Annotated in this window: 23 protein-coding genes; 6 read left to right on the forward strand and 17 right to left on the reverse strand. The window is 56.8% G+C overall.

The genetic code is table 11. The annotated features are described in order from the left end of the window. Window positions 1–30: 30 nt before the first annotated feature. Window positions 31–450, reverse strand: coding sequence for a D-ribose pyranase (gene rbsD, locus AB5Y92_RS08230; protein WP_058052594.1), 420 nt, complete (start codon window positions 448–450; stop codon window positions 31–33). A gap of 233 nt (window positions 451–683) precedes the next feature. Beyond that, entirely contained in the window at window positions 684–1,301 is a 618-nt protein-coding gene (locus tag AB5Y92_RS08235) for a glutathione S-transferase family protein (RefSeq protein ID WP_040065580.1), read from the reverse strand. Between the two features lie 654 nt (window positions 1,302–1,955). Here AB5Y92_RS08235 and AB5Y92_RS08240 point away from each other — a divergent pair. Then, a complete protein-coding gene (locus AB5Y92_RS08240; protein WP_368226433.1) occupies window positions 1,956–2,747 on the forward strand; it encodes a hypothetical protein in 792 nt (263 codons plus the stop codon). A gap of 394 nt (window positions 2,748–3,141) precedes the next feature. Here AB5Y92_RS08240 and AB5Y92_RS08245 read toward each other — a convergent pair whose 3' ends face one another. The 4 genes from AB5Y92_RS08245 to potA all read right to left on the reverse strand — a co-directional run bounded on the left by AB5Y92_RS08245 (window position 3,142) and on the right by potA (window position 7,035). Next, window positions 3,142–4,209, reverse strand: coding sequence for an extracellular solute-binding protein (locus AB5Y92_RS08245; protein WP_005345409.1), 1,068 nt, complete (start codon window positions 4,207–4,209; stop codon window positions 3,142–3,144). Window positions 4,210–4,290: 81 nt separating this feature from the next. Further along, window positions 4,291–5,061: a spermidine/putrescine ABC transporter permease PotC gene (potC, locus tag AB5Y92_RS08250; protein WP_005336644.1), complete on the reverse strand. Its 771-nt coding sequence runs from the start codon at window positions 5,059–5,061 to the stop codon at window positions 4,291–4,293. Further along, window positions 5,058–5,945, reverse strand: a complete 888-nt coding sequence (gene potB / locus AB5Y92_RS08255; RefSeq protein WP_368226435.1) for a spermidine/putrescine ABC transporter permease PotB — start codon at window positions 5,943–5,945, stop codon at window positions 5,058–5,060. Before potB ends, potC begins: the two co-directional genes overlap by 4 nt. After that, window positions 5,932–7,035: a spermidine/putrescine ABC transporter ATP-binding protein PotA gene (gene potA, locus AB5Y92_RS08260; protein ID WP_368226437.1), complete on the reverse strand. Its 1,104-nt coding sequence runs from the start codon at window positions 7,033–7,035 to the stop codon at window positions 5,932–5,934. The genes potB and potA overlap by 14 nt, the downstream gene beginning before the upstream one ends. Before the next feature lie 201 nt (window positions 7,036–7,236). Between potA and AB5Y92_RS08265 the strand changes: the two genes are divergently transcribed. Beyond that, a complete protein-coding gene (locus AB5Y92_RS08265; RefSeq protein ID WP_005351939.1) occupies window positions 7,237–7,974 on the forward strand; it encodes a hypothetical protein in 738 nt (245 codons plus the stop codon). 16 nt (window positions 7,975–7,990) lie between these two features. Further along, on the forward strand, window positions 7,991–8,677 hold the full coding sequence (locus AB5Y92_RS08270; protein WP_201987491.1) for a DUF2987 domain-containing protein: 687 nt from the start codon (window positions 7,991–7,993) through the stop codon (window positions 8,675–8,677). A gap of 103 nt (window positions 8,678–8,780) precedes the next feature. Here AB5Y92_RS08270 and ttcA read toward each other — a convergent pair whose 3' ends face one another. From ttcA to ccoN, 11 genes are all read right to left on the reverse strand, one after another. Beyond that, window positions 8,781–9,689, reverse strand: coding sequence for a tRNA 2-thiocytidine(32) synthetase TtcA (ttcA, locus tag AB5Y92_RS08275; RefSeq protein ID WP_005336634.1), 909 nt, complete (start codon window positions 9,687–9,689; stop codon window positions 8,781–8,783). Window positions 9,690–9,763: 74 nt separating this feature from the next. Beyond that, a complete protein-coding gene (gene uspE / locus AB5Y92_RS08280) occupies window positions 9,764–10,711 on the reverse strand; it encodes a universal stress protein UspE (RefSeq protein WP_005345417.1) in 948 nt (315 codons plus the stop codon). A 151-nt stretch (window positions 10,712–10,862) separates the two neighbouring features. Then, window positions 10,863–11,618: an FNR family transcription factor gene (locus AB5Y92_RS08285; protein ID WP_005351934.1), complete on the reverse strand. Its 756-nt coding sequence runs from the start codon at window positions 11,616–11,618 to the stop codon at window positions 10,863–10,865. Between the two features lie 68 nt (window positions 11,619–11,686). Next, entirely contained in the window at window positions 11,687–12,373 is a 687-nt protein-coding gene (locus AB5Y92_RS08290) for a sulfite exporter TauE/SafE family protein (protein WP_164536846.1), read from the reverse strand. Continuing rightward, window positions 12,357–12,545, reverse strand: a complete 189-nt coding sequence (gene ccoS, locus AB5Y92_RS08295) for a cbb3-type cytochrome oxidase assembly protein CcoS (protein ID WP_164536845.1) — start codon at window positions 12,543–12,545, stop codon at window positions 12,357–12,359. The genes AB5Y92_RS08290 and ccoS overlap by 17 nt, the downstream gene beginning before the upstream one ends. 138 nt (window positions 12,546–12,683) lie before the next feature. Next, on the reverse strand, window positions 12,684–15,068 hold the full coding sequence (locus tag AB5Y92_RS08300; protein ID WP_368226439.1) for a heavy metal translocating P-type ATPase: 2,385 nt from the start codon (window positions 15,066–15,068) through the stop codon (window positions 12,684–12,686). Window positions 15,069–15,071: 3 nt separating this feature from the next. Continuing rightward, a complete protein-coding gene (locus tag AB5Y92_RS08305) occupies window positions 15,072–15,572 on the reverse strand; it encodes a FixH family protein (RefSeq protein ID WP_043820362.1) in 501 nt (166 codons plus the stop codon). 140 nt (window positions 15,573–15,712) lie between these two features. After that, window positions 15,713–16,696, reverse strand: a complete 984-nt coding sequence (gene ccoP / locus AB5Y92_RS08310) for a cytochrome-c oxidase, cbb3-type subunit III (RefSeq protein WP_019446377.1) — start codon at window positions 16,694–16,696, stop codon at window positions 15,713–15,715. Further along, window positions 16,696–16,875 (reverse strand): CcoQ/FixQ family Cbb3-type cytochrome c oxidase assembly chaperone, encoded by a 180-nt coding sequence (locus tag AB5Y92_RS08315; RefSeq protein WP_005336620.1) that lies wholly within the window; start codon window positions 16,873–16,875, stop codon window positions 16,696–16,698. The genes ccoP and AB5Y92_RS08315 overlap by 1 nt, the downstream gene beginning before the upstream one ends. A 10-nt stretch (window positions 16,876–16,885) precedes the next feature. Beyond that, window positions 16,886–17,500 (reverse strand): cytochrome-c oxidase, cbb3-type subunit II, encoded by a 615-nt coding sequence (ccoO, locus tag AB5Y92_RS08320; protein WP_005336618.1) that lies wholly within the window; start codon window positions 17,498–17,500, stop codon window positions 16,886–16,888. 16 nt (window positions 17,501–17,516) lie between these two features. Next, on the reverse strand, window positions 17,517–18,941 hold the full coding sequence (ccoN, locus tag AB5Y92_RS08325) for a cytochrome-c oxidase, cbb3-type subunit I (RefSeq protein ID WP_005336616.1): 1,425 nt from the start codon (window positions 18,939–18,941) through the stop codon (window positions 17,517–17,519). Window positions 18,942–19,222: 281 nt separating this feature from the next. On the opposite strand from ccoN, the gene AB5Y92_RS08330 reads away from it, so the two are divergent. The 3 genes from AB5Y92_RS08330 (at window position 19,223) to proQ (ending at window position 20,977) form a co-directional block, all read left to right on the forward strand. Next, window positions 19,223–19,684: a hypothetical protein gene (locus AB5Y92_RS08330; protein WP_164536843.1), complete on the forward strand. Its 462-nt coding sequence runs from the start codon at window positions 19,223–19,225 to the stop codon at window positions 19,682–19,684. A 93-nt stretch (window positions 19,685–19,777) separates the two neighbouring features. Beyond that, window positions 19,778–20,236, forward strand: a complete 459-nt coding sequence (locus AB5Y92_RS08335; RefSeq protein ID WP_005360536.1) for a GAF domain-containing protein — start codon at window positions 19,778–19,780, stop codon at window positions 20,234–20,236. 102 nt (window positions 20,237–20,338) lie between these two features. After that, entirely contained in the window at window positions 20,339–20,977 is a 639-nt protein-coding gene (gene proQ, locus AB5Y92_RS08340) for an RNA chaperone ProQ (RefSeq protein ID WP_139494675.1), read from the forward strand. Window position 20,978: the final 1 nt, after the last annotated feature.

Genomic DNA, 20,978 nt, shown 5'->3' on the forward strand with positions numbered 1-20,978 from the left:
CTTCCTTGAAGAGGCCTTCTTTGAAGAATGTCAGAACGCCACACCGGCGCAGAGGATCAGGTTGGCGTAGGGAGTCACCTCGCCGCTGCGCACGATCGCCTTGCTCTGGCGGGAGCGGGTTTTGAACTCCTCGTGCAGGCAGTATTCGATGGCGATGGGTTTGCCCTGGGCGGCTGCGTGTGCTTCAAGCTGATCGACCAGCGCCTGATGGGCGGCGGGGCTGATCTGCTTGATCTCGCTTGCCATGATCACCTTCTCCACCACCAGATCGGTAAGCAGGGCGGTCAGTACGGTTTCAAGGCTGGGGGTCCCCGCCATCAGCGCCAGATCGATCCGCTCCGGACCTGCCGGAATGGGCAAGCCTGCATCGCAGACGGTGATCTCGTCGGTGTGGCCCATCTGTGCCACCAGAGCACTCAGGGGAGCATTGAGCAGTACGCCTCGTTTCATACAGCACCTCATCAGGCCTTGGCCCGTCAATCTGTGAATCGCTAGGCAACCGGTTACGCAACCGGTTGCGTTATGGCGCAAAGATAGGCTTTTTACCGGGGAAGGGCCACGGCAAAACCACGGAAATGTGAAAACGATCTCAAAGGCGGGAGAAGAAGTGCAGGGGAGGAGGCCGGAAGGGTGTCAGCAGAGCCCTGACACCCTTGTTATTCATCGAGCTATTGATTTTATGGTTAGTTGGCCAGTGCCTTGGCGACCGCCGGACGGCTCAGCATGCGCTGATAATGGTCGGCAACCTTGGGGAATTCACTGATCTCGACCCCATCGCTTTTCAGCCAGCCCGCGACCACGAACAGATAGATGTCCGCCACGCTGAACTGCTCGCCCAGTACCCAGGGACCGGCCAGATAGTGCTGCTCAATCTGGGCAAAGCCATCGCGCATATTGCTGGCGACTTTCTGCTGCATGGCGGCAATGGCCTGCTCGTCATCGGCCCAGCGGCTGCCACGGCGACCGTGGGCGTGGGAGACATGCACTGTGGAGGCGAGGAAACTGTTGACCTCCTGCATGCGGGCCAGCAGGAACGGGTTGTCCAGCGGCGCCAGCTTGGCATTGGGGAAGCGCTGCGCCACATAGAGCAGCAGGGCCGGGGTCTCGGTCAGGATGCCCTGCTCGGTGACAAGGGCAGGCACCCGCCCTTTGGGGTTGATGGCAAGATACGAAGGATCACGCTGCTCCCCTGCGGCGAGGTTGACGAGACGGGGTTGGAACGGGGCATTCGCTTCCAGCAGGGCAATCTGCACGGCCATGGCACAGGTGCCGGGAGCGAAATAGAGGGTCAGATCGGACATGAATACTCCTGATTGGCTCAGGCCACCCGCGATATCGGCGAAAAATGTGTTTTCGTGATACCTCGAGGGGTCATGAAAAAAGAGAGGGGGCAACGTTTGCCCCCTCAACCAATCTACACCCCTTAGAGGTGATGAAAAAGCGCAGAATTAATCGGTTTGTTTGCCCATTTCATAAATTCCTCGGCTAAGGGCGCAAATCAGATGGTGTTGAACTTGATGGGATAGTTGATACCTGAGGATGGGCGGTTGGTACTGAAAGGACTGGGGCACAATAGCGTCCTTGGTTGTTCTCCCGCTCTTGCACGATATGATCGTCATCAGATATTCTAATTTTTGGGTCGTTACAATGAATCCTATCTAACAAGACTGATCTTCATTTAGATCATCAAACAGAAAACGGCCTTTTTAGATAACTTTTTGATGACTGCAATCGTTTGTGTTTGATACCATGTTCTTCTACAAACTTTCCACGGCTTTCATGGTGGCTGTAATGTTTTATCATGCTTTAATCCGGTTATAAAACAGCATGTAGGTAGTTGGAAATATATATGCAGTAGCCATGTTGTTTACTAAGAGAAGGGGAGTGAAACTCAGCGAAATTGAGAGTCTTAAGGAAAGGTAGGAAGTAGGTTAAGGAAAATAAAGAGGTGATCAATGGATGATGAAAAGGGAAACTCAAGCAATATCAAAAATAAAACCAAACTGATATCGGGTTTTGTAGCTTTGGCCGTGATAGGCGGAGGGTGGTACTGGTGGCTTAAAGAGCCCTATATTGAGCCAGAGATTAATCCCACCCCAACAGAATTGTTTACTATTCAGGGCGAGTTTCCTTTTGATAAGGGCTATCAATTAGCTGTTCATAGTACTTTCATTGCATCTAATAAAACTGACTCTACTTGCAGCAAAACTTTTTATGCGTTCGGTGTTATACCTGCAAATACTAGACTCAGGGGATGGCAAATAGATAACCCCATTAAGAAATATCAATCAAACAGATTCAGTGTAAAAGTGTCAAAAGACTATTTATTGCCTGGCCGATGTAATTGGGTGTTAGATTCTGTTGGCTATTTTATAGTGAAGGCAGGTTCCGAGTTGGAGGCTAATTTGAAAGCTAACCCTTCAGATCAACATAATCGTCAAGGGTATTTTTTATCTTCAGCATACAGCAATTGGAGTGAGTTAAAACTGGGGAGTGTAAATATTTCATGCCGACCAGATGTTGGTCTTAACAAATTAAAAGGTGGTGTTGTTTGTAAGCGACTGAATCAAAGAGAAGTAAACACATATAGACGTAACTATAAAGTTCATAATAAACCGCTACCATCGATAGTTAATTTTAAATTCGTTATGGAGGACAAAATGTCAAGCGCTGAACAAAATACTGTTTTAGAGAGTGCATATGGCGATCCACTAAATAATAATTTGTCCTATGAAAAGGGGGTATAAAGACTGTTAGTTAGATTAGCAAATCGTAATCGGACGTTAGCTGTTTCGATAAAATTGCACAGTTATTCCCCATAAACACATCCGTTTTGCCTATATCTCCACAGTGGGGTCGCTATGAGTTCCTCCCTTCTAAATGGAGAAATACATCGCCCCCCCTCATATTTCCCTACAAATTTGCTCTGAAGCCGGCTGCAGTGGAGCACTTACAAAAATTGTGGTCTGTCTGGCTTAAAGATGACTATCTATATATTTTGCTGTTAATCGATGCGCGCCTGTGCCTCTCAGTGTCTATGACTGTTGTGCTTAAAAATTGCGCTGGTGGTTAAAAAGAGAAGGGGGCAAATATTGCCCCCTTTATCCATTAAGCCCGTCAGAGGGTCGATTAACCGCCGACTTAACCGGCCTTGGCCACCATGGCTTTAAGCTGCAGGAAGTACTGCTCGTAGAGGCGGGAGGCATCCCCTACATCGGACTGGAACTCGCCCTTGCGCTTGATCTCGTCGCTCGGGAAGACCATGGGGTTATTGCGAAACGCCGGGGTGAGCAGGGGAATGGCATCCTTGACCGGCGTGGGGTAGCCAATCGCCTCGGCCACCTTGGCGGCCACATCGGGGCGCATCAGGAAGTTGATCAGGGCGTGGGCCTCTTTCACATGCTTGGCCTTGGCCGGGATGGCGAGGTTGTCCATCCAGAGCACGGCGCCTTCTTCGGGGTAGGTCATCTGTATGGAGGGATATTCGCGCTGGGCGCCGTAGGCCGAGCCGTTCCACAGCATGCCGATATTGACCTCACCGGCGATAAAGGGGTCGGCCGGGTTGTCGGAGTTGAACGCCTTGACGTTGGGCATCAGCTTTTTCAGGTATTCGAACGCTTCGGCGATTTGCGCCTTGTCCTGGGTGTTGGGGCTGTAGCCCAGCTGCACCAGCGCGATATGGAACACCTCGCGGGCATCGTCCATCAGCAGCAGGCTCTCTTTCCACTCCGGTGCCCAGAGTTGCTTCCAGCTGGTCACCGGCTGCTCGATGATGTCGGTGTTGGTGCCGATGCCGGTTGCGCCCCAGATATAGGGGATGGAGTAGCGGTTGTCCGGGTCGTACTCGTGGTTGAGCAGGGTAGGGTCGAGGTGCTTGAAGTTGGGCAACTGGGCGCGATCCAGCGGCTGCAGCATCCCCTCTTTGGCCATTTTCGAGATGAAATAGGTGCTGGGCACCACCACGTCATAGCCGTCGCCATGGGTTTTCAGCTTGGCGTAGAGGGTCTCGTTGGATTCGTAGGTGGAGTAGATCACCTTGATGCCGGTCTCTTGCTGGAACTGCTCCAGCAGGCCGTCCGGCACATATTCCGACCAGTTGTAGAAGTAGACCACCTTGTCGTCGGCCGCGTGAGCGCTCTGGCTCAGCAGCGGGGTGGTGAGGGTGAGGGCGGCTGCCAGCAGGGCGCCGGCCTTGTGTTGGATTGTCATCAACAACTCCTTGGGGTTATGGGGCCTTGCGGCCCACCGTGACAGAGTTCGCCAAAGATGGCGGGGACGAAACGGGCAGGGTCAACCCTGCCGTTTACGCAGTAACAGTTGCGCCAGCAGCACCATCCCGAGGGAGGCGACCAGCATCAGGGTGGCCAGGGCGTTGACCTCGGGGGAGACCCCCACCTTGACCATGGAGTAGATCTTGAGCGGCAGGATCTCGTAGGCCGGGCCGGTCACAAAGGAGCTCACCACCACGTCGTCCAGCGACAGGGTAAAGGAGAGCAGCCAGCCCGCCATCACCGCCGGCAGGGCCAGCGGCAGTATGATGCGGCGCAGGATGATCCACTCGCCAGCCCCCAGATCCCGCGCGGCTTCCAGCATCCGCACATCGAAGCCACACAGCCGCGAGTAGACGGTGATCACCACGAACGGTAGGCAGAAGGTGATGTGGGCAATCAGTAGCGACCAGAAGCCGAGCGCAATGCCGGTCACTACAAACAGGGTCAGCAGGGAGATGGCCATCACGATATCGGGGGACATCATCACCACGAACAGCATGCCGCTCACGTACTGCTTGCCGCGAAAGCGATAGCGAAACAGCGCCACGGCGGTGAGGGTGCCGATCAGGGTGGCTGCGGTGGCGGTGAGGGCGGCGATGGTCAGGGAGTGCTGGGCCGCCTGCATCAGGCTGGCGCTGGCAAACAGCTTCTCATACCAGCCCAGGGTAAAGCCGCGCCAGTCGATGCCATATTTCGACAGGTTGAAGGAGTTGGCGATCAGCACTCCGATGGGTACATAGAGATAGCCAAACACCAGCAGCAGGAACAGAGCCTTCAGTGCGCGCATCATGCCAGCTCCCCCTTCTTGCTGAGCAGTTTGCCCGCCCGCCAGTAGCAGTAGACCAACAGTGCCATCAGCACCGTCAGCATCACGCTGATGGCGGCGCCGAAGGGCCAGTCACGGCTGTTGAGGAACTGGGTCTTGATCAGGTTGCCGATCAGCAGGTGCTTGGCGCCCCCCAGCAAGTCGGAGACGTAGAACATCCCCATGGCGGGCAGGAACACCAGCAGACAACCGGCGATGATGCCGGGCAGGGTGAGGGGCAAAATGATCCGCACCAGCCGCTGCCAGCCGTTGGCGCCGAGATCCCGCGCTGCCTCCAGCAAACGGCCATCCAGCTTCTCGATGCTGGAGTAGAGCGGCAGCACCATAAAGGGGAGCAGTACATAGACCAGCCCGATGATGACGGCCACCTCGGTATACATCATCTGCAGCGGCCGCTCGATAAGCCCCAGATCCAGCAGCCAGCCATTGATCAGTCCCCGGGTGCCGAGCAGCACTTTCAGCGCATAGGTGCGGATCAGAGAGTTGGTCCAGAACGGCACCACCACCAGAAACAGCAGCAGCGGGCGGATACGCGCTGGCAGATGAGCCAGCAGCCAGGCAAAGGGGTAGCCCACCAGCAAGCAGATAGTGGTGGCGAGCAGCGCCAGCCAGAGGGAGTGGAGCAGCACCTCGAAATAGAGGGGGTCCAGCAGGCGGCCATAGTTGCTCAGGGTAAAGAGCGGCGCGATAAGCTCGGACTCGTCACGGGTCAGGAAGCTGACGCCGATGATCATCAGGTTGGGCAGAAAGACAAACAGCGTCAGCCAGCCCAGGATCAGCGCGATGGCCGTGTTGCGAAAGCCGTTGTGGGCAAAGCTGCGCGCTACCCGCAGATTAGTGAGGCTCATAGGGCAGCACCACCTCCCAGCTGTCGACCCAGTGGATCGCCACCTCCTGACCCAGACGGTAGTCAAAATCGGGGTCATCCTCGTCGAAGAACTCGGAGATAAGCAGCTGTTTGCCACTTTCGAGTTCAATCACCGAATCCAGCGTCGCCCCCTTGTAGTTGCGCTCGCGGATATTGCCCCGCAGCGCACCACTCTGATCGTCATCCTGATCGAGAATGCGCAGATCTTCCGGGCGCAGCAGCACCAGTACCTTCTCGTCTGGCTGGAACGGCAAGGCGGTATGGAGCAGGCATTCGCGCCCCTCTACCTCGGACTGCCAGATACCGGGTTCGCGCTGGCTGATCAGCTTGCCATCCATCACGTTGATCTCGCCGATAAAGCGGGCCACGAACAGGTTTGCTGGCGATTCGTAGATATCGCGCGGGGTGCCGCGCTGGATGATCTTGCCCCCCTCCATCACCAGGATGCGATCAGACATGGTGAGCGCCTCTTCCTGATCATGGGTGACGAAGACAAAGGTGATACCAAGGCGACGCTGCAGCGCCTTGAGCTCGCTCTGCATCTGCTTGCGCAGCTTGTAGTCAAGCGCCGAGAGGGATTCGTCGAGCAGCAGCAGGCGGGGCTTGTTGACCACGGCGCGGGCAATGGCGACCCGTTGCTGCTGCCCGCCGGAGAGTTGATCCGGGCGGCGGTTGGCCAGCTCGGTGAGCTGCACCATGGCGAGGGTCTCCTCGACCCGCTGGCGGATCTCGCTGGCAGGTACTTTCTGCATCTCGAGGCCAAAGGCGACGTTTTCAAACACCGTCATATGGGGGAAGAGCGCATAGCTCTGGAACACGGTGTTGATGTGCCTGTGTTCGGCGGGGATATGGGTGATCTCGTCACCGGCCAGATGGATGGTGCCACCGTCGACCGATTCGAGCCCGGCCAGCAGGCGCAGCAGGGTGGTCTTGCCACAGCCGGAGGGGCCCAGCAGGGTAAGAAATTCACCGTCATAGATTTCAAGGTCAAGGTCACTCAGGATCACCTTGCCATCGTATTTTTTGCTGATCTTGTTCAGCGCGACAATTACCTGTGGATTGTTCATCATCCGCCAGTCTCACCCCAGCCAGTGGCCATCGTGTTGAAAGAGGGCCGCATTCTATGCAGCCGACACATGAAATTAAAGGCTTTTTGGCCCGAATTAGCCGCAAGTGCGCAGGAAAAACGGCTACGAATAGCAGACCAAATCGCTATAATGTGCCACCTGATTTGGTCGTTTTCGATATTGGATAGTCAATTGAGTAATAAAATGCGTATTGGCGGCTCCCTTGAGCAGTCTCTGAACCAGGGCTACCGCCTTGATCTGAAAGGGGTCATCCAGGAGGGATGGCAACAGACCCGCCGTACCGGATTTGGCCTGCTGCTGGCGATTGTCGGGGTGACGGCGATCTGGATCCTGCTCAGTAATGTGCTGTTGTTGCCCTATCTGGGGGATGACAGCCAGATGAATGTGGCCATGGTGCTGAGCTTGCTGATGACGGTGGTAATGGCCCCCATGACCAGCTCCCTCGATATGCTGGGGTTGCAGCAGTCGGTCGGGGTGCGTGCCCGGGCCAACCAGGTGTTCGACTTCTTCCGCCACTTTGTACGCCTCGGCATGTTGAGCCTGCTTGGCAGTCTGCTCACCAGCCTGTTTGGCCCGCTATTCGATCTGCTGGGATTGCCCGCCGTACTCTCATTCATTCCCTCGGCCCTGATCGGCATGGGGCTGCTCTTTACCGTCCCGCTGGTGCTGGAGCGTGGCCTGACGCCGCCCCAGGCCATTCTGGTCTCTCTCAAGCTCTTTGCGCGCGGCTGGCCCAGCATTGTGCTGTTCCACGGCGTGATGACCGCGCTCTTCTTCCTGGCTCTGATCCCCATGGGGTTGGGGCTTATCTGGGTGGCACCGCTCTATTTCAACTGCAAGGGGATCCTCTATCGGGATCTCTGCGGGGTGGGGGTAGAGGTTAACGAGGTGACAGAAGGCCCCAACCATTTCAATGCATGATGCAAAAGGACGTTGAATGACCCGTCGATATGGAGTGACCAAGGTTTTGCGCCAGAGTCTGCTAGCCACGCTCTTGCTGCCTGGGCTGGCGCTGGCTGAGCCGGTGCTGGATCTGCAATACAGCACCTTCTACAGCCAGATGAAGACCTTTGCCAAAGGGGAGTTTGGTCACGCCAGACTGGGGTTTTATCTGACCGATCCGCAAAATGGTCAGCGCTGCGGCCTCACCTTTGCCCGAGTTGCAACCGACAGCAAGGAAGTGGCGGGCGAGGTAACGGTCGATAGCGAACTGCGCCTACCTTTTGACGAGGATCTCAACCTCGACAAGGGGATCGTGACCGTCGGCCTTAAAGAAGAGCACGCCACTTGCGATATGACGGTACAGGTGATGGCCGACGCACCGAACGGGCCCGAGCTGCCGCTGGCCGAGCTGGCGGCCCGTCAGCAGCAGATGCAATCGTTGCTCGACAAGATGGCGGGCATGGTCGGCAAGCACTTCCTGCCGAAGATGGAAGGGGTGCGCATTACCCTGGTGCAGCAGATCGGCACCGCCTATCTGATTGATGGCGCCCGTCAGGAGGCGCTGCCCTGGGAGGAAGGCCATCTGTTGCTTAGCAATGAGCAACTGGCCGCGTTCGCCGCCGGGCAACTGCGCCTGCAGGGTGACGTGCTGCGACTGACCCCCTGGCTGCACAAAGGCTGATGCCGATGGTGCTGTCACGTTGGTAACAGGCAGGTCAAGAAAGCAAAAAAGGAGCGATTATCGCTCCTTTTTTATTGCGTGGCGTTTGCCTTGTGAGCGCGGCTTAGCGCACTTCAATCACATCCAGCATGTCCATCTCGTCGATATCCAGCAGCGGCGCCTTTGGCATCTCGGGCGGATCAAACGCCTTGTCGCCACCATCGATGATGCCGGAGTCGCGGTTGATGCTCTTGAAGTCAAACAGCTTGTGGTCGAGCAGGTGGCTCGGGATCACGTCCTGAATGGCGGTGAACATGGTTTCGATACGACCGGGGAAGCGGCGATCCCAATCCTGCATCATCTGCTTGATGGCCTGACGCTGCAGGTTCTCCTGCGAGCCGCACAGGTTGCACGGAATGATGGGGAAGGCTTTGACGTCTGCGTAGCGGATCAGATCCTTCTCTTTGCAGTAGGCCAGCGGGCGGATCACCACGTTCTTGCCATCGTCGCTCACCAGCTTGGGCGGCATGGACTTGAGCTTGCCACCGTAGAACATGTTGAGGAACAGGGTCTCGAGGATGTCGTCGCGGTGGTGGCCAAGGGCAATCTTGGTACAACCCAGCTCCTGGGCGGTGCGGTAGAGAATACCGCGGCGCAGCCGTGAGCAGAGGGAGCAGGTGGTTTTGCCTTCCGGTACCTTCTCCTTGACGATGGAGTAGGTATCTTCCTCGACGATCTTGTACTCGATGCCGAGGGAATCCAGATACTCGGGCAGCACATGCTCGGGGAAACCGGGCTGCTTCTGATCCAGGTTGACGGCAACCAGATCGAAATGGATGGGGGCGCTGGCTTTGAGGCTCATCAGTATGTCGAGCATACCGAAGCTGTCCTTGCCGCCGGAGAGGCAGACCATGACCTTGTCGCCCTCTTCAATCATGTTGAAGTCGGCAATGGCCTGACCCACGTTGCGCCGCAGGCGCTTCTGCAGTTTGTTAAAACTGTATTTTTCTTTGGCGTTCAGCTCTTCTAGCATGCTCGTAAAACCCGGGACACAAATAAGCGCGTTATTATAGCCATGTCCCGGGGGAGGGCAAGGTGCCAGGCACCTTATGATTGATTGCGACGGCTGTCGACCGGGCAGCTGTAGTCCGCCGGTTTGAGGATCAGGATGTCGCAAGAGAGGCGGTCAATCACATGTTCGGCGGTATTGCCGAGCAAAGCTGCAGAAAGCCCGGTACGCCCGACGCAGCCCATGATCATCAATGTCGCCTTGAGCTCTTCGGCCATATCCGGCAACACCTCTTCCGGTAGCCCCTCTGCTACCCGGGTCCAGAGATGACCGATCCCGAACTTGTCGGCATGGCTTAGCAGCAGGCTTTCGTGGTGTTTGCGGATCGCCTCGTTGTAGGCGTTGGGATCAAACTCCGGCAGCTCGATGGCCACGTTGACCGGGGTGCCCGGGTAGGTGTTGACCAGATAGAGGTTGGAGCCCAGCAGCTCGGCGATGTCGCTTCCCTCCTGGGTGATCCGTTCGTTGAGCAGTTTCTGATCCGGATCGTCGCTTGAGCAGTTGATGGCGGCGATGATGTTGCCGCCCCGTTGCCAGTGACCCTCCTTGACCAGCAGCACGGGACAGGGGCATTTGCGCAGCAGGTGCCAGTCGGTGGGGGTAAAGATGAAGGTTTGCAGGAAGCTGTGATGATGAGTGGCTTTGACCACCAGATCGTGGCGCTGCTCCAGCACTTCCTGAATGACGCACTCGAAGGGGCGATTGTGCCAGACTACTTTCACCTCGCATTCGATCCCCTGTGCCCGATAGGGGGTCAGGATCTCGTCCAGCCACTCACGTCGCTGTGAAATGACGCCGTCGCGCATCTCTTGCCGCTCGTCCACCGAGAGCATGGCAGTCATTTCATACGAGAAGTCATAGATGGTGAGCAGCAGGGTCAGATGGGCGTTTTCGTCCAGCTCGGCGACTTTGACTGCCCGTTCGAGGGCGATTTGACGCTCCTCTTCTGGATTGATAACCACCAGAATATTCTGATATTTGACCATCTTCTCCTCCTTGGAAAAGTCCAATGACAGCAGAATCTTAGCCATTACAGCTTAGCGCAGGAGGAGGGTATGAGGAACGTACCGGATCACATTCCAGAGGAAAGGATCCGGCAGGGAAAGCAGGAGAAAAGCGAGAGGGTAAGCGGAAAAATCAGCCGCAGGGCGGGCGAGTAGCACCGGCCATCATGCCTAGCGCGACCTGATCCAGCACGGTAATGTATTTGCCTTTGACGCTGATGAGACCGGACTTCTGGAAGCGGCCGAGCAGACGACTGATGGTCTCAACGGTCAGCCCCAGATAGTTGCCAATGTCACCACGGGTCATGGAGAGACGGAACTCCTTGGCGGAGAAACCGCGCTCGGAGAAGCGTACCGACAGATTATGCAGGAAGGCGGCGAGGCGCTCTTCGGCATTTTTCTTGGAGAGCAGCAGGATCATCTCCTGATCGCCCATGATTTCGCTGCTCATCAGACGCATGATCTGCTGGCGCAGTTTGGGCATCTTGCCGGAGAGATCGTCCAGCACTTCAAACGGGATCTCGCACACCATGGCCGTTTCCAGCGCTTGGGCAAAGGAGGGGTGGGCCTGCTTGTTGATGGCATCAAAACCGACCAGATCGCCAGCGAGGTGGAACGCAGTGATCTGCTCATCCCCTTGCTCGGTGATGGTGTAAGACTTGATGGTCCCGGAACGGATGGCATAGAGCGATTTGAACTCATCGCCAGCCTTAAACAGCTCTTCACCCTTCTGGATCGGCTTCTTGCGCTCGATGATGCTGTCCAGCTGATCAAGCTCGTTGTCGTTCAGAGTGAAGGGAATACAGAGCTGACTGATGCTGCAATCCTGGCAATGAATTGCACAGCCACCGCTCTGGATACGTCTGCCAGGTTTCTTTTCCGGGATCATAGGCTCATACGAATAATTGATTTATATCAAACAAGTTTACCATCAACTCATCCGTTTTGGATAGGGTTTCAAAAGGAAGCAATGCCAATCCAGAAGGTATGCACCCCGAACAAAATGAGCAGCAGGGCACCGCCAAGGCGCAAACTGCGCAGGGTGAGCCAGTATCTCAGGCGATCGGCGAGCCCGCCCAACGCAAACAGGGTGGGCAGGGTGCCGAGGCCAAAAAATAGCATGATTAGCGCCCCGCCACTGGCCGAACCGGCCGCTGCGCTCCAGGTCAGCATGGAGTAGACCAGCCCGCAGGGCAGCCAACCCCACACCATGCCAAAGGGCAGTGCCTGCACAGGTGAGGTGAAGGGGAGAAACTTGCCCGCCAACGGTTTGATTCGGGGCCAAAGTCTTGCGCCGAGCCGCTCCAGCAGCAAGATCCCTTGCCACCAGCCCGCCAGATAGAGACCAAGCGCAATCATCAATAGCGCTGCCACGAGACGCAAGCCGGCAATAGCGTGTTTGCCAGCGCCCAGCTCACTGGTGGTGGCGAGCAGGCCGCCCACCAGTGCACCTGCAATCACATAGCTCAGGATCCGGCCGAGGTTGTAGTTGAGCAGATAGGCGAGCCGCCCCCAGAAGTGCTGTTTGTTGGCGGGGATCGCCATGGAGAGCGCGGCGGAGACGCCACCGCACATGCCGAAGCAGTGGGCGGAGCCTGCCAGTCCGACCAGCAGGGCCCCCAGCAGATCAAGGTTGTGGGTCATGGTCAGCAGGCTTTACGGGTTTGTGGGCAGGTTGATCTTCGTCAAACAGGATGTTGGAACCCTGCCGGTCGAGATCTTCAAACTGCTCGGAGCGAATGGCCCAGAAGAAGACGACCCCGGCGATGATCACAAACAGGATGGCGATGGGGATCAGAACAAAAATTATATTCATGAGAGGTACCTTGGCGTTCATCCTTGGCAAGCGTCCCCTATGGTAACCCTGTTCGGGCAGAGGGCCAGCCGGTATCAATTAGAAATGTGGCCTGCATCGGAGGCAGGCCACATTTTCAGCTATTTTCCGCCACCAGCCTCATCGGTTGAGGCGCATGGAGTTGGTTACCACGATGAGTGAGCTGAGCGACATGCCCGCCGCCGCCAGATAGGGGGGCAGCCAGCCGCAGGCCGCCAGCGGCAGCACCAGCAGGTTGTAACCGATGGACCAGGCGAAGTTCTCGATGATGATCTTGCGGGTACGCATTGCCAGCACTCTGGCTTCGAGCAGTCGGCACAAGTCATCGGCCAGCAAGATGGCATCGGCGCTGTTTTTCGCAAGATCGGTGCCACCGGCCATGGCAAACGAGGCGTGAGCTCCGGCCAGTACCGGGGCGTCGTTGATGCCATCGCCCACCATGATGCTGATATCCCCCTGGGCTTCCCGGGCCTTGAGGTAGGCCAGCTTGCCATCGGGTGAGACCCCCTTGACCAGCTCATCCACCCCCAGTTCCCGGGCAATCTCGTCTGCTTGCAGAGAGCTGTCACCAGTCAGCACGGTAGTTTGCAGACCTGCCGCCTTGAATGCCGCGATCAGCGCCCTGGCATCGGGGCGCAGGGTATCTTCCAGATTGAAGCGGGCCAAGACCTGCTGCTCGTCGGCCAGATAGATAGCCAGACCGCGGCCGCGCTCTTGCGCCGGATCCAGCCCAAGCCAGCGGGCACTGCCGATGCGGTAGCGTACACCCTCTACCAGCGCCGTGATGCCGTGACCGATGACCGGGGTGATCTCGCGGGCGGATGGCAGCATGGCGATGCTGTCGGCAGGTAACCGGAAGGCGCGAGCTATGGGGTGCTCGGATTGCGCCTCCATAGCCCGGGCGATGGCGAGGCAGTGCGTCTCGTCCATCTCTGCCAAGGTGGTGGTGCCTGTCAGACTGATCTCACCTGTGGTCAGGGTGCCAGTCTTGTCCATCACGATCCGGTTTGCCTTGGTCAGCACGTCCAGCACATGACCACGGCGCAGCAGAATGCCGTTGCGGGTCAGATTGGCGGTGGCCGAGGTTAGCGCCGTCGGGGTGGCCAGCGACAGGGCACAGGGGCAGGTGGCAACCAGTACGGCGAGGGTGACCCAGAACGCCTGAGCCGGTTGATGGAAGTGCCAGAAGGTCCAGACGGCGGCGGCAATGATCAGCAGCACCAGAATAAAGTGGCGCGACAGCTGATCCGCCATCTGGGCGATGGCCGGTTTATCATCGAGAGCGTGATCCTGCAGCCGCATGATCTGGGCGATCCGCGACTCTTCAATACGGTGGCTGACCCGGATCTGCAGCGGAGCATCCGTGTTGATGGTGCCGGCATAGACCTGATCGCCAGGCTGTTTGAGCAGGGGCAGCTGTTCACCGGTCAGCATGGATTCGTTGAGGCTGGCTTGCCCTTCGACAATGATGCCGTCCGCCGGTAAGGTGGCGCCAGCAAGCACCCGTACCCGATCGCCGACCTGCAAGGTCTTGGCCGCTACCTCATGTTCCCCTTCATCATCGATGCGGGTCGCCATGATGGGCACCAGTCGCGCCAGATTGGAGCTTGATTCCGACGCCTTGCGCCGGGCCCGCAACTCGAGAAAGCGCCCCAGCAGCAGGAAGAAGACGAACATGGTGATGGAGTCGTAATAGACCTCACCGGTATTGAACACAGTGGCCCACATGGAGGCGATAAAAGCCCCGATCAGCGCCAGCGACACCGACACATCCATCGACAGGTGACCCTGTTTCAGGCTGCGCCAGGCGCCCACGTAAAAGGGCTGGGCCGAATAGATCATGATGGGGGTGGAAAGTAACAGGCTTATCCACTTGAAGTAGACCATGAACTCATCTTCAACGCTGATGAAGAGATCCATGTAGAGGGCCACGGCGCACATCATCACCTGCATTGAGCCCAGCCCTGCCAGTGCCAGCCGGAACATATAGCTGCGCACCTCTTTGGCGTAGAGCGCCTCCTGTTGATGGGTCTGGAACGGATAGGCGCGATAGCCGATCTGGGCAAATCCCTTGAGGATGTCACTCAGGGAGAGCTGGTCTGGATCCCACTTGATACGGGCCCGGTGGGTGGTGGTGTTGACGTTGATGTAGTGCAGGCCGCCAAGGGTCATCAGGTGGCGCTCGATAAGCCAGGCACAGGCGGCGCAGGTGAGCCCTTCAACTGTCAGCTGGATTTCGCGAAGGGTACCACTGTCGGTGACAAACTCCTGTTGCACTTCTGCCAGATCGTAGTGGGTGAGGGCGGCCAGCTCCTCGGGCACCAGATCGCCCTTGGTGCCGGGAGCGGTGCGGTGATCGTAGTAACTGGCGAGGCCGCACTCCATGATGGTTTCTGCCACCGCCTGACAACCGGGGCAGCACATGGGGCGAACAATCCCCTTTATCTCGAGGGAATAGCCACTATTAGCGGGTACCGGCTCGCCACAGTGAAAACAGCCGGTCATGGCTTAGCGTCCTTTCGGGTCGAGTTCGACAGGGGCCAGGGTGGGCAGCTGGACGGTCTCTTGCAATCGCCACTCGTGGTCAAAGGCATCGACCCGAATGTGCCACTTGCCGACCAGCGGCTTGTCGAAATGGAGGCGATAGGTGCCGCTCGCATCGGCGGTGATCATGTGTTCGCTGTCCTGACCGGCCAAGGTCGGGTGGAACAATGAGAGATAGAGAGCTTGCCCGGCAGGAATGTCACCGCTGATGGGTTTGAGGGTCAGCTCGTTGCCGTCAACTTCCAGCCCAAAGCGGATATTGAGGGCTTCGGAGCGGTCAAACTTGCTCAAGTCCTGATTGATCTCTTTCCCTTGTTTGTAATAGTCCTCGGCCACCAGATTGACCCCATCCTTGCTGGCGATGATGGCGGTGGCGATGCTGCCGACAACGGCGGCAGTGGGGAGGGCGATGATAAACCAGGGCCAGAATTGGCGATACCACGGTTTGGATAGAGGTTGGGTCATGATTGCTACTGCCATGAAACGAATGATTAACGTGGAAGATTGTTTTTACGCAACACAAGATAACAAAAAGCCTCGAGGAGTCGAGGCTTTTTGCTGTGTAATCACGTGTTTATCACATGTTACAACGTTACGGGCGAACCTTATTTGGCAGACTGTTGATGAGACAGGCTGTAAACGTAGGAGGCCAGCAGGTGAACCTTGTCCTCACCCAGAATATCTTTCCAGGCTGGCATCACGCCGTGACGACCGTGGGTGATGGTTTGTACCACCACTTCGCGGGAGCCACCGTAGAGCCAGGTGTTGTTGGTCAGATCTGGCGCACCGACGGCAACACCGCCCTTGGCATCGGCCCCGTGGCAGGCAGCGCAGATGGCAAAGCGTGCTTCACCTTTCTTCGCTTCCACCAGGTCGACCTTGCGACCGGAGAGGCTCAGCACATAGGAGGCCACTTCCTGAACGCCATCTTTGCCGAGGATTTCACCCCAGGCAGCCATGATCCCCTGACGACCGCCCATGATGGTGGTCTTGATTTGATCAGGCTGGCCGCCCCATTGCCATTCGCTGTCGGTCAGGTTCGGGAAACCGCGACCACCGCGGGCGTCAGAGCCGTGGCACTGGGAGCAGTTCTGCAGGAACAGACGCTGACCCACTTTCAGGGCTTCCGGATCCTTGGCGATCTCGGTAATGGCACGATAGGTTTTGCCATCCGCTTCGTAGGTGAGTTCACGGAACTTGGCGCCGTAGATCTCGTCAGCCTTGGCGACCTCGCGGTCATACTCCACCGCGCGACCTTCGGCCTTGGCCGATTCGGTTGCAGCCTTGGACTCGGCCAGCGAGCGCACGTCCTGGTTGGAACTTTGCCAGCCCAACAGGCCTTTAAAGTTGCCAAGCCCCGGGAAGGCGATCAGATAGACCAGACCGGTGACGATGAAGAAGAGGAACATGTAAGTCCACCACTTCGGCAGCGGGTTGTTGATCTCCTCGATGCCATCGAAGGAGTGCCCCATCGATTTGCCTTCTTCAACACCCATCTTGTCCTTGCGGCACCACATCAGCAGCAAGAAGCAGCCGAGGATGGTTCCCAGACTGATGACAGTCACAAAAATGCTAAACAGAGTGCTCATTATTGTTTCGCTCCTGCGTTCTTTTTATCAGCACCGGGTTGCTCATCATCGGCAAAAACCAGATTGGCAGCCTCGTCGAAAGAGGTCTTGCGGCGTTTGCTGTAGGCCCAGACGATGATGCCAATCATGATGGCCATCAACAGCAGGGTATACAGACCGCGAAATGTGCCGTAGTCCATTTTCGCCTCCTTATTTCAGGGCATGACCCAGTGATTGCAGATAGGCCACCAGCGCATCCAGCTCGGTTTTGCCCTTGACGGCTTCGCCTGCACCCTGAATATCGGCGTCGGTATAGGGCACACCGAAGTGATCGCGGAACAGCGCCAGCTTCTTGGCCGTCATCTCACCGGTCAGCACATTGGTATCAAGCCAGGGGTAGGCGGGCATGTTGGATTCCGGTACCACATCGCGCGGGTTGATCAGGTGAACCTTGTGCCACTCGTCGGAGTAGCGGCCACCGACACGGGCCAAGTCCGGACCAGTACGCTTGGAGCCCCACAGGAAGGGGTGCTCCCAGACGCTCTCACCGGCGACCGAGTAGTGACCGTAACGCTCGGTTTCGGCACGGAACGGACGGATCATCTGGCTGTGGCAGTTGGTGCAGCCTTCGCGAATGAAGATGTCGCGTCCTTCCATCTGCAGAGCGGTGTAGGGCTTGAGGCCCTCCACCGGCTCGGTGGTTTGCTTTTGGAAGAACAGCGGAGTGATTTCAACCAGGCCCCCCAGACTGATGGCGAAGATGATGCCGACCACCAGCATGGGTACGCTTTTTTCAAATATTTCGTGACGGTTATTGTTGCTCATGGGTTGACCTCTTCAATCATGCTGGCTGGGCGACAGGTTCCAGAGAACCTTTGGGCGCAGTGATGGTGCGATAGGCGTTGTAAGCCATCAGCAACATGCCGGTGACGAAGAAGCAGCCACCCAGGAAGCGCACGAAATAGAAGGGATAGGATGCCTGCAACGCTTCAACGAAGCTGTAGGTCAGGGTGCCGTCTTCGTTGACTGCACGCCACATCAGGCCCTGCATCACGCCGGAAATCCACATGGCAACGATGTAGAGCACGGTGCCCACGGTCGCCAGCCAGAAGTGAACGTTGATCAGTTTGACGCTGTACATCCGGCCCTGGCCGAACAGGTTCGGGATCAGGTGATAGACAGCACCGATGGAGACCATGGCAACCCAACCCAGCGCACCGGAGTGCACGTGACCGACGGTCCAGTCGGTGTAGTGGGAGAGGGCGTTGACGGTTTTGATCGCCATCATCGGGCCTTCGAAGGTCGACATGCCGTAGAAAGAGAGAGAGACGATCAGGAAGCGCAGGATGGGGTCATAACGCAGTTTGTGCCAGGCACCGGAGAGGGTCATGATACCGTTGATCATGCCGCCCCAGGAGGGGACAAACAGGATCAGGGACATCACCATGCCCAGCGACTGAGCCCAGTCAGGCAGTGCGGTGTAGTGCAGGTGGTGCGGACCGGCCCAGATATAGAGGGAGATCAGCGCCCAGAAGTGCACGATGGAGAGGCGATAGGAGTAAACCGGACGACCGGCCTGCTTGGGTACGAAGTAGTACATCATCCCCAGGAAGCCGGCGGTCAGCAGGAAGCCTACCGCGTTGTGGCCATACCACCACTGCACCATGGCGTCCATGGCGCCGGAGTACATGGAGTAGGACTTCATGCCGGAGAGGGGCACTTCCATGTTGTTGACAATGTGCAGCACCGCAACGGTGATGATGAAGGCGCCGAAGAACCAGTTCGCCACATAGATGTGGGAGGTAGTGCGCTTCATCAGGGTGCCGAAGAAGACGATGGCATAGGCGACCCATACCACAGTGATGGCGATATCAATCGGCCACTCCAGCTCGGCATACTCTTTGGCGGAGGTGTAACCCAGCGGCAGAGAGATGGCGGCAGAGAGGATGATTGCTTGCCAGCCCCAGAAGACGAAGGTTGCCAGCGGGCCACCAAACAGTCTGGTTTGACAGGTGCGCTGCACCACGTAAAACGAGGTGGCCATCAGTGCACTGACGCCGAAGGCGAAGATCACTGCGTTGGTATGGAGGGGCCGCAGACGACTGTAAGTCAGCCACGGGGTCTCGAAGTTGAGGGCAGGCCAGATCAACTGGGCTGCGATCAGTACGCCAACCGACATGCCGACAATTCCCCAGACAATCGTCATGACGGTAAACTGGCGAACAACGGTGTAGTTGTACTCAGGATGGTTAGTTGTATGGCTCATCGTTATATTCCGCTTCCGATGCTGCTGTTGTTTGGTTTTGTATCCGGAGGACCGGACTGGCTTCATCAGCCACCGCCGACCAGTTGTTAACATCTGTTAACGAAAGGAAAAGCAAAAGATGGCTAAATGAAAACTGCATGGGAATGATACTGAAGTGACAGGTAAAATAACAGTATAAACAGTGATATATTTGGCTCCGTCCGGTCTCGATATGGCAGTTTTTTACCTTGTTCGAGATCACAAAAAACTATTTTAATTGCATCTTAATCGGGCTGTTTTTGATGAAAGAGAGACTTACCGCACGTAAAGTTTTGCACCTCGTACTGGTATTGGCGCTGTTATTGGCGCTGATGGCCTATCGCACCTGGTTTTCGGCCGATAACAGCGTCTCTGCTGACCAGAAAAAAGATCAAATTTGTGATCTTTCCCACACCCCTTGCAGCGCGCTGATTGGTGACAAGCCACTGACGGTCGCCATCAAGGAATTACCGCTGCGCGCCGAACATGACTTTGCCATCGCTATTACCGGCGGCGATCCGGCCATCAAGCCGGTGAAAGCGACACTCGAAGGCAAAGATATGTTTATGGGCACCATTCCGGTGAGCTTTGAAGAAATAGACGGACAGTGGCAGGGGGTGACCCAGGTGGGGAGCTGTACATCACCCATCATGATCTGGTTGTTAAATATCGAGTGGAGTAATGGTCAACGCCAGCAATTGGCGCTTTCCGTTGCCCGGGAATAACGGCACAAGAGGTGGGGAGTGGAAAAAATATTTGAAATTTCCCGGCCAGGCGTTACCTTCCCCAAACCATCAGGGAGTGAAGTTCATTTAATCATGATTGAAAAACAACCGTTTTATCGCACCCTCAACCAGCAGGCCAAGGCGCTGCTGGAGGGGGAAACCGATCTGATTGCCAATCTGGCCAACCTCTCCGCACTGCTGAATCAAGAGCTGGCGGAGATCAACTGGGTCGGTTTTTATCTGTTGCAGGGCGAGACCCTGGTATTGGGGCCATTTCAGGGTAAACCTGCCTGCGTGCGGATCCCGGTCGGCCGCGGGGTGTGTGGTACGGCAGTGGCAGAGGGGAGAACCCAGCTCATTGACGATGTCCACCAGTTCGACGGTCACATCGCTTGTGATGGCGCGAGCAACTCGGAAATCGTGATCCCGGTTCGCCGTGGTGGCGAGATCATCGGGGTGCTCGATATCGACAGTCCGATTTTTAACCGTTTCGACCAGCAAGACCGGATTGGCCTCGAAGAAACGGTGCAAATTTTGGAAAGCATGCTCTAAGTCATTGCTAGATGGTTCGCAAAAGGCCCCAAGCTCTCTATAATGGGGCCTTTGTTGTGCTCGGGACGTGCCCGTGCGTTTATATGAAAGCCAAGGTTATACATGGAAAACACTGAGAAGCTGAAGAACAGTAAAGAGATCGTTGCCTACCTGGTCGAGAAATTCCCGGCCTGCTTCGTTGCTGAAGGAGAGGCCAAGCCGCTCAAGATTGGCATCTTCCAGGATTTGGCCGAGCGTCTTGCTGACGATGCCAGAGTCTCCAAGACCATGCTGCGTTCCGCACTGCGTCAATACACCTCCAGCTGGCGCTACCTGCACGGTCTCAAAGCTGGCCAGGCTCGCGTTGATCTGGATGGCAACCCGGGCGAGCTGCTGACCGAAGAGCACATCGAGCACGCCAAGCAAGCTCTGAAAGAGAGCAAAGAGCGCGTATTCGCCAGCCGTCGTACCAATACCAAAGAGAAGGATGAGAAGGCCAAGAAGCCCCGTCGTCCTGCTGTGCGCAAAACCGAGAAAGCTGATGTAGCTGTCAAGCCGAAAGCTGCCGCCAAGGCACCGGTCGCTGACGCTCCGCTGGTTAAAGTGGATGCCGCTACGCTGAAAGTGGGCCAGGATGTGCGCGTCGTTATGGGTAAATTCCCGGTTCCGGCAACCATCAAGGAAGTAACCAAGGACGATGTACAGGTCCAACTGCAGACCGGCATGATGGTGCGGGTCAAATCAGAGCACTTGGTTCTCTAAG

Source organism: Aeromonas sp. R1-1 (genome assembly GCF_040908495.1).
Lineage (GTDB): Bacteria > Pseudomonadota > Gammaproteobacteria > Enterobacterales > Aeromonadaceae > Aeromonas > Aeromonas veronii.